The organism is Microcoleus sp. AT8-B5 (assembly GCF_036705565.1).
Classification (GTDB): Bacteria; Cyanobacteriota; Cyanobacteriia; order Cyanobacteriales; family Microcoleaceae; genus Microcoleus.
Genome location: NZ_JAUBUY010000017.1, coordinates 12,155 through 25,601, shown reverse-complemented (window position 1 = coordinate 25,601; position 13,447 = coordinate 12,155). Strand labels below are relative to the sequence as shown.

The following is a 13,447-nucleotide window of genomic DNA, read 5'->3' as shown; positions in this document are numbered from 1 at the left end:
GTGCAACCTAAGCAGGTTAAGCCGAAAGCACCGTTAACAGCCAGTCGATTTTAGATTTGGAATTGATATAAATTCCGGTGGCATTTGGAATGATTAAACCGCAGAGGACACAGAGAACACAGAGTCAGAGAACAGAGAGATGAATCATTTCTATTCTATGAGATTTGAGATTTGAGATTTGAGATTGATATCAATTCTGGTTGCTTTGGAATGATTAAACCGCAGAGGACACAGAGATCACAGAGTCAGAGAGCAGAGAGATGAATGATTCCTATGCTGCCGAATTTGACATTAAAAATTGACTCCACAGATTCATCTGGGATCGTGAACATTAATCTAAAATTTTTCGCTTGTCAACAGTCAACAGTCAATCGATTTTAGATTTTAGATTTTAGATTTTAGATTTTAGATTGACTTGCGCGAGATAAATGCTCTTTCTTGAGGATTTTAGATTTGAGATTTTGGATTGATTCCACGGATCAATCACGTGGCGGGTACCACATGAAGAAATTCGCTTGTCAACAGTCAACAGTCATTACTTGAAAATGTGTCATCGTCCTATTGATTGGATTCCGGGCGTTTGGAGTGTTTACTCTGGATAAACTGTTCCAAATCGGCGATCGCATCTTCAAAATCCGACAAATTAATTTTCGCAGGTCTAGTCTTCTTCGGCAAACTCGAAGACTGACTCGAAGGTTTAGCCGGAGGCGGTGGAGATTTCGGTTGTGCAGCTTGCGTGCTGTTCGATTCTATAGAATCGAACAATTCATCCAGGGACTCAAAAAATGATTGAGCCGAGGCCCGGCGTAAATCTTTCTGGTCGTCGTCATCCGTCATAAGCCACTCCATAGGGTCTAAAATTTGCCAACAAACTCTGTCCGCCCCGGCGCGTGCAGATATTAGACATGAAAACCGACTAAAACAAGCAGGAGGACAGAATTTAACCGGGCGATGGGAATGCCTGTGGCTGAACTTGCTGCCCCATATAAAACCTGCTGCGGGCATTGTCAGCCTTCAAACTATATTTAACTCTACACCCGCTTACTGAGTGATTTGAGACTTGGTGCAGACCCAGCTCAAAATCATTGACCCTGAAAAAATCTCAGTTAGGGCTCTTTCGTTGTCTAATTAACCCTAGTCTAGTCGAGAATAAGGAGACAGGACTTATGCAACTATTACCGCTGTTCAAGGGTTGCGATGGCAACGCGCCACCCCGAAAGGACGGAAATACGGTGTTTTTTGCTTGAGTCCTAAGATTTCAAAGGCATTAGGAGATTTTAAGGTGACTCAGGGATTTGATTACGATTTAGCAATTATCGGCGCTGGCGTGGGCGGACACGGGGCTGCCATACACGCGGTTAGCTGCGGGCTGAAAGTGGCAATTATCGAAGCAGGGGACATGGGGGGGACTTGCGTCAACCGGGGCTGCATTCCCTCGAAGGCGCTGTTGGCGGCTTCCGGGCGGGTGCGAGATTTGCGGAATGCCCACCACCTAAAGACTTTGGGTATTCAATTGGGCAGTGTGGATTTCGATCGCGGGGCGATCGCCAATCACGCTAATACTATTGTTAGCAAACTTCGTGGCGACTTGACTAACAGCCTCAAACGTTTGAACGTCGATGTCATCCAAGGTTGGGGCAAAATTGCCAGTGCTCAAAAAATTACCGTCGAAACCGATAAAGGCGAGAAAACTATTACCGCCAAGGATATTATTCTCGCTCCCGGTTCGGTTCCCTTCGTCCCCCCTGGGATAGAAATTGATGGCAAAACTGTATTTACCAGCGATGATGCTGTCAGGTTGGAATCGCTACCGAAGTGGATTGCAATTATTGGTAGCGGCTATATCGGTTTGGAGTTTTCGGATATTTACACGGCCCTGGGCTGCGAAATTACGATGATTGAAGCTTTAGACCAATTGATGCCGACTTTTGACCCGGATATTGCTAAGTTGGCAGAACGAGTGTTAATTGCACCCCGCGATATTGAAACAAAAGTGGGTGTTTTGGCGAAGAAGATTACTCCTGGTTCGCCGGTAATTATTGAATTAGCTGATTTCAAAACTAAGGAAGTTGTCGAAGTTTTGGAAGTTGATGCTTGTTTGGTAGCAACTGGTCGGGTTCCTGTGAGTAAGAATTTGGGGTTAGAAACTGTTGGCGTGGAAACGATGCGCGGTTATATCCCAGTTAACGATAAGATGCAGGTTTTGGCGGCGGGAGAACCGGTGCAAAATTTGTGGGCGATCGGCGATGTTAATGGCAAGATGATGTTAGCGCATTCTGCGTCTGCTCAGGGAATTGCTGCAGTGGAAAATATTTGCGATCGTGCCCGCGAAGTTGACTATTTGAGTATCCCGGCGGCGGCGTTTACTCACCCGGAAATTAGCTATGTGGGGATGACTGAACCTGCGGCGAAGGAGTTAGGAAAAACTGAAGGGTTTGAGGTCGGTTCTGTCAAGAGTTATTTTAAGGGAAATTCTAAGGCTATTGCGGAGGGTGAAACTGACGGTATGGCTAAGGTGATTTACCGGAAAGATACTGGGGAGTTGTTGGGAGTTCACATTTTCGGTTTGCACGCTGCGGATTTGATTCAGGAGGCGGCAAATGCGATCGCCCAGCGCGATTCTGTTAATACTTTAGCATTCCGAGTTCACACTCACCCGACGCTTTCGGAAGTGCTTGATGAGGCGTTTAAACGGGCGGCTGGAGCGGGTAGTCATTAATTTGTAGGGGCAGTTTTATTGTTTTAAATCCCCGGCTTCTTGAAGAAGTCGGGGATTTAAGTATTCTGTTTTAGGGCGGTGGTAGAGCAAGTTAAAGGAGATGAAAGTGCTCGCAATTGCATCTTTTAGCATTCTCGCTTAACAGGCTTTCCTGCCTGTTCCACAAAGAGTAAGTTTTTTTGTGGGGAGTAGGGTTTGGGCTTTAATTCTTTAATTCCTTGTATATTCAGAAGCTCTGTTAGAACTTTAGTACCTTTTTTGTGGTGATGACTATAATTCCTCCCCCAAACTAAGAGTGACTATTTATAGTTAACAATCAAACTCGCTTAAATGTCAAGCCTGAGAAGGACTTGATTGGCATTTTGACATATTTGTTCAATTGATTTTACTGATTTAACTATTGATTTAGCATAGTAAGGAATGAGAATTAAATAACTTCCACTCTTGAAAGTGGGATGGGCGTCCCGCCCGTCCTTTTTGGAATTGCGGGACGCCCATCCCACAATAACAATTAAAATTGTAAGTTATTTAATTCGCGATCTTAAGTAACGAAGAAGCTAATTTTAGCTCAACTTTATTCCCAATCAAACTGCCTCCCAAAATATTGCTCTAATTCCTGATTGTAAGGTCGGAAATAATCGCTCAACCTGTCGCGAACCGATCGATCGATCGGCTGGTAAGAACCGGGATTAGCATTTTGGTATTGAGACAATTGATATTCCGGCAAATCTAAGAATTCTAAAACTTGCTTGACGGTTGTCGCCGCACCTGCATAAAAATCTTCGCTTTTCAAAATTAACAACTGTTCTTGGGGAAAGAAAGTCCGCCAGTTTTTGATAAATTCTATGTACCTACCGCGAGCTAAATAATTCCCCGGTTCCTCGCCGATGATGTATTCTGGATTTTGATTCAACCGTTCAATTTCATCGCTAATTACTCGATCGAGCGATCGCGCTTCCCAATTTAAGTCAGTCAAGCGGTAGAATTGAGAAATCGCCCGATCGACCGGATTTCGCAAAAGTACAATCAGCTTAGCCTCTGGAAACGCGGTGTAGAGACGTTCCGGTGCTTCCCGATAGTCAAAATAGCTCGGACTTGCTTCGCCCGTCAAAAATTCCTCTCCCGAAGGCATTGGGGGAAAATGAGCCAAATACCAATCAATCCCTCTGTCAAAGTGCCACGAAAAAAAATCCATCTCCTTTTTAATCGGAGTCAAAATTTGCGGGTGTTGAGCTAAATAAGTATACAGAGAAGTCGTCCCGCACCGCTGAGAACCAATAATTATAAAGTTAGGAACTTTAACGGCTTTTAAGTTCCAATTTTGTGGAACAAGCATCTTGCCTGTATCTGCTTGTGGAACAGGCATCTTGCCTGTCTCTGCTTGTGGAACAAGCATCTTGCCTGTATCTGCTTGTGGAACAAGCATCTTGCCTGTATCTGATTGTGGAACAGGCATCTTGCCTGTTCTCTTACTGATAATAGATGCAAAACTTTGTTTAAAACTAACAGTTTGATAACAGCTAATCGCCTCGGCAATTTTACCTTGCCTCGTCAAAACTTCCCCCAAATTCAGATAAGGCCAAAAAGCCTCCGGTTTAGCTGCAACAACTTCGCGGCACAAATTTTCAACTTCATCTAACTTGTTTTGCCTAACAAAAACTTCCCATAAATTGTAATAAAACCACCAAGGAAGATCGGGATTTATTTCTATTGCTTGGAAAAATGCCGCCGCCGCTTCCTCCCAATATTTTTGGTGGCTCAGAACAGCACCTAAATTATAATAAGACCAGCAATCATCTGGTTTTTGGGCGACAGTTGCGCGAGATGACGCTAATGCGCGATCGCACTTTTCTTGCTGCTGCAACAACTCCTCCAATTCCGCTGACAGACTTGCACAAATAGGCAATTTTGTCAAGAGCATTTGGTAAAAAATAATTGCGCTTTTTGGGCGATCGTACTTGGCTAAATTCTCTCCTAACTGCAAATAAAACTCCCAATTTTCCGGTGTAATTTGCAATTGATATTGTTCTAAAACCAACTTTAAATCCGACTCAGTTTGTCTGAGAGCATATCCCAACTTCTCGTAACTTCCCGGCAAATCTCCGTCAATTTCAATAGCTTTTAAATACGTAGCGATAGCTTCATCCCACTGTTTGAGTTTAGTTAAAGCGTCGCCTAAATTGCAAAAAGACCAAGCAAAATCAGATTTGAGTGCAATCTCGCAGCGGTAAGCAACAGCAGCTTCTTCCCATTGCCTAAGTTTCAGCAAAGCATCGCCCAAATTGTGATAAGACCAGGAAAAATATGGATTTAACTCAACAGCTTTTTTGTAAGCAGCGACAGCTTCCTCCCATTTTTCAAGTTTCAGCAAAACATCGCCCAAACTGTGATAAGACCAAGAAAAATTAGGATTTAATTCAATAGCTTTTTTGTAAGCAGCAACAGCCTCATCAAACCGACCGCTTTCTTGCAGGGAATTACCCAAATTGTGGTAGTTATTATCCATGCAAAACTCCTGCAAGACTCAGTAATTTTTCCAGCGAGTTCAAATCCACCCGCATATCTTTATGTCCCGGACATTTCTGAATTTTGTCATCCACCAATTCGCCAAGTAAATAGTAATGTTCCAGGCTGCACAAATTGCTAATCATCCAATAACAATGCGGCACGTAAAGGGGAGAAAAAAGCTCAATTACCTTGGTTCCCGGACTGCAAAAAACTAGATTAGTCAACCCCCCTCCGTGAGGTGCGATAACTACTTTAGCAGCAGCTAAACATGATGCTTGTTCCCCTACCGACATCGTTTCTAACTTGACACTGCGAAACCCAATTTTTTCTAAGTATTTAATTACCTCTTCCTCGTTGACGAGTCGCCGATAAGATGCTTGTTTACGGGTGATATAAATTCGATCTGAATAGTCTGTGTTTAGTGGCTGTTTTTCATTTAAAAATGTCTGTTTTAGATATTCACACTTCCATTTTGAAACTGCCCCAGATCCGTCATAAGATATTGAAGGAACTATTAATTTATCAGCGGTAATGTGTAAATTGCAGCGACTTTCTAAAATTTTAGCTTGAGGAATTCCTAAAATCTCTAAAGTTTCTGCTTGATAGGAAGAATCCGAGGCATTGACAACAAACTTATCTATAGTTTCTATCAATCCGCTCCGCTGCAAAAGGTCAAATCGCGTAATCACATCAAACATCCAATGAAAATAAGCGGCTCCACCCCAGCGAGCAGATAAAAAAGCCACATTTCCATCGACGTGTTCAGCGGGAGGCAATTTGTCGGAAGTGATTACCAATTCAGCACAACCCATTGAAATATCAGTAACAAGTTTATTGTTTGAAGTAATCACGGCGGTAGTCACCACATCTGCCCAAGCTCGTCCGTTTGGCAATACGGCAACAAAAGCTTTTCTGGAATGACTTTGATGCTCCCAAAATCTGTGGCTGCTGTCGATTGTTTTGGAATCAGATAAATTAATTTGACTCGCAGGATGGATGTCAATGCAGGTGAGGTGCGGATTCGATTCTGCTGCAACGATCAAATCTTCTGTAAACCCACAGTATTTTTTGAGAATTCTTAAGGGTAAGATTTGATTGCTGTATTCTCCCCGCTCGCTCTCATCGACTTCTCCTTTTTGTTCCAGAGCATAACCTATGTTATCGTAAACTTCAAACAAATCGGGTTTAATTTGCAGGGCTTGAACTAAATTAGCGATTGCAGGTTCCCACTGCTGTTTAGCCATTAAACTCAAACCCAATCCTTCGTAACACCAACAGGATTTTGGATCGAGATTGATACCTTTTTCGTAAATTGCGATCGCCCTTTCCAATTCCCCTTGATTCCGCAGTGCATCACCCAACTTTTTGTACAGCCAACTATGATCGGATTCTAGCTCAATAGCACCACCAAAAGCCACTGCTGCTTCGGGCCAATTTTCTTGGAATTCCAGAACTTCCCCCAAACAATTGTACAACCAACAATCATCGGGATTTAATTCAATAGCTTTGCGGTAAGCCGCCGCCGCTTCTTCCCAGTTTTCCAATGCAATCAAAGCCTTACCTAATCTGTCGTAAGACCAACAAAAATCGGGATTGAGTTCCACTAACTTGCGGTAAGCAAGGGCAGCTTCTCCCCAATTTTCCAGTGCAACCAAAGCCTTACCTAATCTGTCGTAAGACCAACAAAAATCGGGATTTAGTTCAACTAACTTGCGGTAAGCAACAGCAGCTTCCTCCCACTCAGAAAGCTCCATCAGCACATCGCCTAAATTGTTGTAAGTCCAACAAAAATTGGGATTTAACTCAATAGCTTTGCGGTAAGCAGCAGCGGCTTCCTCGTGTTCCTCAATCGCCTGCAAAGTTTCCCCCAAAAAGTGGTAAGACCAACTAAAATTAGGGTTGAGTGCGATCGCCCCTTGGTAAGCTGCCCTAGCTTCGTCAAACAGTTCTTTCTCTTGCAGAGCTTTACCCAACTTGTGGTAAGTTAAGTAGTTGCCCGACTTAATTTTAATAGCTGTTTGATAGCGGGCGATCGCCTCATCCAAATAACCCGCATTTGCCGCAATATCCCCCAACTTTTCCCAACCAAGAGACAACAAAGTTTGCTCGGCGCCCAAACTTTGATTGCCGATTTTTTGGACAATCAGTTGATAGCCTTTATGTACAACTTCTAACTGACTTCCAAACATCTCCAAAAAAACATCTATCCCAATTTTAGTATCTTGCTCCGGGCTGTCGGGAAACGTAAACTCGTAATCGTCAAAAATCATCAATCCCCCAACTTTCACCAACCTCCAAGATAAAATCGCATCTTGCAGAGCACTTGTGGGTTTGTGACAGCCGTCAATGTAAGCAACATCGTAATATTCAGAAGTCAAATTAATTAACAAATTTTGAGAGTAACCTTCTAATTCAATTACCCGATCGGCTGCTCCCGTTTTAACAATATTGCCCTTAAAATGTTGTTGGAAATACAAATCAATACAAGTAATCTTTGCCGTCGGATGAGTTAAAATATTATCCAGCAGCCAGCAAGCCGACATTCCCTGAAAACTGCCGATTTCCACAACTTGAAAATCCGCAATTCCGGTAAATTCCTGCAAATGCCGTTTCCAAATAGGAATATTGTGGGTAAACCAATCTTGGGTAAATTGATAATCTTTCGCCGCACACTCAGGCCAACCCCTCAATTCGCTTGCTTTTTGGTGACAAATAATTGCTTCTTCCAATTCCCCTAATTGGGGTAAAATATTTCCTAAATCGTTGTAAGGGTTAGAATTGCTCGGATCGATTTCTATTTGGCGACGGTAAGTGGCAATTTGTGCGTATAACTCATGTTGTTTCGCCCGAACCTCCTGGAGTTTTGCAACAACTTCCGCAGCATTGGGTTCAATTTTCAGTGCCATGCTATAAAATACGATCGCACCTTCCAACTGCTTCTGTTTCGCTAAACTATTGCCTAAATTTATATAAAATTCCGCTCCATCTAACTCAATTCCCAGCAATTTGTGGTAAATTTTCCCGCTGGCAAGTACCTCGATACCTTGACAATAAGTTGCGATTGTGCTGTCTAAACCCGATTCGCTGCGCTTCCGCAAAACATATCCCAACCTCTGATTGATTCCCGTCAAATTCGGCTCAATCTGAACCGCGTGCAGGTAAGCAGCCACAGCTTGATCCCAGGATTGTTCACTGGTTAATGCAATTCCCAAATTGACATAAAACCAAGGAATATTGGGATTTAATTCAATAGCTTTGCGGTAGCAAATAATAGCTTCTGGCCACAGTTGTTTTTGAGCCAAAGCTTCCCCTAAACAATTGTATGCCCAGTAGGAATTATCATTAATTTCAAGAGCCTGACGGTAACATTTAATAGCTTCATCCAACTCGCGCTTCTGCACCAAAACATTACCTAAACCCACGTAAGCACGAGCATAATTTGGATTGAGTTCGATGCTTTTGCGGTAACAGGCGATCGCCCGATCTAATTCTCCTCGCTCCGCCCAAGTTTTACCCAAACTGTGGTAAGATTCAAAAGAATTTGGATTGATGGCAATGGCTTGTCGGTAATTGGCGATCGCCTCATCCCACCGTTTTTGGCCAATCAGCATTTCCCCCAAATTGTGATAAGCTGTTGCCAGTTGCGGGTTTAACCCAATTGCCCGGGAATAACATTCAATAGCGCGATCGAACTTTCCCAATTCAACCAAACTATTTCCCAGAGTGACGTGCTCCTCAGCAGTTGCCCAATTCGGCTCAATATTAAAAGCTTGATACCAACAGTCTGCCGCCTCTTCTCGCTTCTCCAACTGCGTCCAAATTCTCGCCAACTGCCGATAAACAGCAGCAAAATTCGGCGCTAGCGAAATCGCTTTTTCACAATTGGCGATCGCCTTTTCCCACTGTTTCCCCTGAGAATACAAAATGCCGAGATTAGCATAAACTTCCGGCAAATTTGGATTGCGATCGATCGCCGCTTCATACCACTGCTTAGCTTGCTCGATTTCACCTCGAACCTGCATCACCTTTCCCAGCGTCTGACAAGCTGCCGCCAAATTCGGTTCAATTTTCAACGCTGACTCGCAAGCAGCAACTGCCTCATTTAACCTTCCTTCGGCTAAATAAACTTCTGCTTGCCGACTCAAATCAACCGCTGCCTTTTCCATCTTCTCAATCGAGGGCATAATTAAACTTGCTCCAGACACCAACTAACTCAAACCCACCACCTCAACCATCCTTTTCAGCGAACTCAAGTTCACTAAAATATCCTCAGTCAGCGAATTCTGATACATCAACTGTCTAATAGGATAGCATTCAAAAGCCTCGCCCGTTAAAAAGTAATGTTCCAACTGCAAATATTGACTGATTCCCCAGTAATAATGGCTGATATAGTGAGGCGACACCAACTCAATTACTTTAGTTCCCTTGCCACAAAAAATTGTATTTGTCAATCCGCTGCCGTGGGCTGCAACTATTACCTCAGCGTGGGAAAAATGAGCAATTTGCTCTGCCAAAGACATCGACTCAGGAAAAATTGAAACAAAGCCAAAGTTCTCCAAAACCTCAACCGCATCTTCCTCGTTCAAAACTCGTCGATATCTTGCTTTGCTGCGGCTGATGTAAATGCGTTTGGGATAGCTCGAACTAGGTATAATTTCCTTGAGAAACTCGCGCCTCAAAAAATCCATCGCCCACCCAGAAGGCCAGCCCAAATATCCCGCAAAAGACGGCACAATCAACTCGGTTGCTTGAATGTGAGGCACGCGATCGCTCTCCAAGACTTTCTCTTCGGGAATGCCCAGAATTCTTAGACTTTCCCGCTGAAATTGGTGCTGACAACTATTCACCAAAAACCAATCAATCTCCGCCAAATCCCTACCGCTGTGCCGCAGCAATTCTATCCGTGGCAAAACATCAACCATCCAGTGAAAATAGACATTTCCAGACAAACCCGAAAGCACCGCCACGCTACCGTCAATTTGCTTTAAACCTGGAAAGGATTCTAACTGAAAAACGCTGTGTTTCCTCACATCATGCTTTTCGCATCCCGGCAAAAATCCCGGATAATCTCTCGACACATCAGCCAACAAATAATTGTCAGGAGTAATTACAGCGATCGCCTTGCAAATCAGCCAATAATTTTCCTGCGGCACAATCCAAACTCGCCCGTTGGGAATTGCCGCCACAAAAGTCTTGGGCGACTCCACAGGTAGCGGTTGCGAGTTGGACAAACGGCAAATTCCCCAACCCAAATGCACCGGATCGAACCACTTAGAAAGTCGCTGCAAACACAGCCCGCAAGTTAACCCCGCACAATCGGAATTTGCCAATTGGGAATTGGATCTCGCAAATTGGGAATTCGGAATATTTTCTGCACTTGCTTCGGGTGCAGGTTGCCAAAATATTTCCACATAATTGTCAGCCTCCAACTTAGCATTAACCAGCCAATCCCAACTCGATAAATAAATACCGTCAGGAGGTTTGATAGAAGTGCTATCTGGCAAGATAAAACTCAGTTTTTTCCACTCTTTCTGCTCCCCATACCCGTGCAATTGCAACTCTAAAACTTTTTGATAATAATCGAGCGCCCGTTCCCAGCGCCCCTGTTTTTCCAGCAGTTTTGCCAACTCAAAATAAACCTGCGGTAAAGCAGGTTGAATCGTCAAAGCCATGCGGTAAACGGCAATTGCTGCAATGAACCGCTTTTGCTGGGCTAAGGAATTTCCCACCCGCCAGTAAATCTCTGCATTTTGTGGCTGAATTTGCAAAGCTTTTTGATAATAAGCGGTGGCAGATTCATGCCCGCCGTACTCTGTTAAAGCATTTCCTAAATGCAAGTAAATTTCGGCTAAATTATCGCAAATTTCAGCAACAGGTAATTCGCAAGCTGCACTTGACAAATATCTAGCCACACCATCTTTTTTATTTACTTTTAAATCTGTTAAATCCGTGACATCCGTGACATCCGTGACATCCGTGACATCCGCTACAAAATCCGTTGCCGAACTTCCCATCAATGCTGTGAGAAATCGATCGCACGCAGCGATCGCCCTGGACAATTCATCATCTTCTACCGCCGCAACTCTGCGCCTGTCTCCTAAGCGGCAGTAGGCTTCAACAAAATCAGGCTTCAGAGCTATTGCCCGCTCAAAATAAGGCATGGCTTCAGCAATTTTGCCCAAAACCATCAAAGAAAACCCGGCGTCTGTATAGCCTGAAATATAGTCGGAATTGAGCTCGATCGCGCGATCGAAACAAGCAAGCGCCGCCGAATGTTCCCCCTGCAATTGCCACGCTTTCCCCAGATTGTAGTGAGCCAAAACCATGTCCGGCTCCAACTCAATAGCTGTGAGGTAAGATGCGATCGCCCTATCGGGATTTTTGTCCAGCAAGGCTTGACCCAAATTATTGTGCAGCGTCGCCCAATCCGGCTTAATCTCGATCGCCCGCTGGTAAACCTCGATCGCCTCAGCAGCCCGATCGTCCTTGAGCAAAATCACACCCAGATTGCTGTAAGCTTCCACGTAATCCGGCTTTAGAGCGATCGCCTGTCGGTAGGTATCCATTGCCGCTTCGAGCTGACTATTTTCACCTAAAACCACAGCCAGATTGTATAAAGCATCGAGATAATCCGGTTTTTGGGCGATCGCCTTTCGGTAACAGTCGATCGCCCCCAACAAATTACCCTGCTTGTGAAAAATATTTCCCAAGTTATAATGAACTTGGGCCCAATCTGGTTTCAAATCCAGAGCTTGTCGGTAGTGAAAAACCGCCTCATCCAGCCACGCATAGTCGCTGTAAAGTTGACCCAAATAAGCATGAGCCAGAAAAAACTGGGGCGAAATCTCCAAAGCTTGCACAAAAGCGTCTCTTGCCGCCGTCGGATCGCCTTGAGCTTCGAGAATTTCCCCTAAAGTCGTGTAAGCCGAGGGCGAAAACGGTTGAAGTTCGATCGCCTTGTTGCAAAACTCGATCGCCTCAGTTAACTTCCCCCGGTTCAAATAAATTTGGGCTTGCCGGATATATTCTTCAGTGCTCATTGCTAGCGGTGCAGTTGCGGTTTCTTTACCGCTTCAGTAAAACCTAGAAATTCTAATTTAAAAACTTTCTATTTATATTTTGCCCGATCGGGCGATCGGTTAATTTTATCAATAACTGTCGATCGATTTTTTTTAACTGCCCCTGCTTCAGTTCCTGCATTGAAGATTTCAACCTCACCCCGCTTGTAGCAGAGTGAGGTTGAAATCCTTTAAAACTACCGGCTTTGTGAGAACAGCCCCGAATCTTATCCGGTGCTGCCCCACAACTGCCAGTTGTTTTAGAACAACTCGAAGTTGTTCGAGGTAATAGTCAGGCCAGGCTGCAATTGAGCAACAGTTAGCACTCCGCTGGCGCCGTTGAAGAACAACTTACCGCTTGTTGGGTCGTAGACCAACTTGTTCGTCGTGGCTGTTCCTGGAGTAGCTTCGTTGAAATTAGAAACGACGACAAACTCGCTTGCCTCGAAGCTGCTGCCCAAGCCAGCGAACACACCGCCCTGTTTCAAGCGGATCTTATCTTCGCCTGGGGTAAAGTCAGTGATCGTGTCTACGCCGAAATCGCCACCAGCACTCGCGAAGTAGAACGTATCGCTGCCAGCACCGCCGATCAGGACATCGCTGCCTCTGTCGCCAGAGATCAAGTCATTGCCAGCGCCACCATCGACAGTATCGTTTTCTTTACCGCCGTAGAGAGTGTCGTTGCCATCGCCACCGCTGACAAGATCGTTGCCTTGGCCACCAAAGACTGTATCGCTGCCACTTCCGCCAAGTACAGTGTCGTTGCCTCTGTCGCCAGAAACCAAGTCGTTGCCATCGCCACCGTCTACCAGGTCATTCCCTTTACCGCCAAAGATTAAGTCATCGCCGCTAACGCCAGCGACCACATCGTTGCCGCTGCCTGAAATGACGGTATCGTTGCCGTCGCCGCCGCCGACACTATCATTGTTGCCACCCGATATAATCAGGTCGTTGCCAGTGCCACCAGCGATGACATCAGCGGCCTCAAAAGTCAGAATGATATCGCTGCCGGGGCTGCCGTTCAACCTGTTAGCGCCTACGGGGGTGCCAATAATGGTTGAGCCACCGCCACCGACACCGCCTGGTTGTGTAGTTGGTGTTGTTGGATTTGTTACCTGTGTCATTTACACTCCTCCTAAAAGATCAATCATTTTTCTACAAT

6 protein-coding genes are annotated in these 13,447 nt (G+C 44.7%); 1 reads left to right on the top strand and 5 read right to left on the bottom strand.

The window, feature by feature from the left end; genetic code table 11:
* Nucleotides 1-558 precede the first annotated feature (558 nt).
* A complete protein-coding gene (locus tag QUB39_RS13770) occupies nucleotides 559-837 on the bottom strand; it encodes a hypothetical protein (protein WP_333209194.1) in 279 nt (92 codons plus the stop codon).
* 445 nt (nucleotides 838-1,282) lie between these two features.
* Here QUB39_RS13770 and lpdA point away from each other — a divergent pair, with 445 nt between their 5' ends.
* Nucleotides 1,283-2,719, top strand: a complete 1,437-nt coding sequence (gene lpdA, locus QUB39_RS13765; RefSeq protein ID WP_333056495.1) for a dihydrolipoyl dehydrogenase — start codon at nucleotides 1,283-1,285, stop codon at nucleotides 2,717-2,719.
* 574 nt (nucleotides 2,720-3,293) lie between these two features.
* Here the strand turns inward: lpdA and QUB39_RS13760 are convergent.
* From QUB39_RS13760 to QUB39_RS13745, 4 genes are all read right to left on the bottom strand, one after another.
* On the bottom strand, nucleotides 3,294-5,225 hold the full coding sequence (locus QUB39_RS13760) for a tetratricopeptide repeat protein (protein ID WP_333374757.1): 1,932 nt from the start codon (nucleotides 5,223-5,225) through the stop codon (nucleotides 3,294-3,296).
* Nucleotides 5,218-9,411, bottom strand: coding sequence for a tetratricopeptide repeat protein (locus tag QUB39_RS13755; protein WP_333485081.1), 4,194 nt, complete (start codon nucleotides 9,409-9,411; stop codon nucleotides 5,218-5,220). The genes QUB39_RS13760 and QUB39_RS13755 overlap by 8 nt, the downstream gene beginning before the upstream one ends.
* A 24-nt stretch (nucleotides 9,412-9,435) precedes the next feature.
* Nucleotides 9,436-12,267 carry a tetratricopeptide repeat protein gene (locus tag QUB39_RS13750; RefSeq protein WP_333396355.1) on the bottom strand — a complete coding sequence of 944 codons (2,832 nt, stop codon included), beginning with the start codon at nucleotides 12,265-12,267 and terminating at the stop codon, nucleotides 9,436-9,438.
* Nucleotides 12,268-12,545: 278 nt separating this feature from the next.
* Nucleotides 12,546-13,409, bottom strand: coding sequence for a calcium-binding protein (locus tag QUB39_RS13745; RefSeq protein WP_333056491.1), 864 nt, complete (start codon nucleotides 13,407-13,409; stop codon nucleotides 12,546-12,548).
* Between the last annotated feature and the right edge of the window lie 38 nt (nucleotides 13,410-13,447).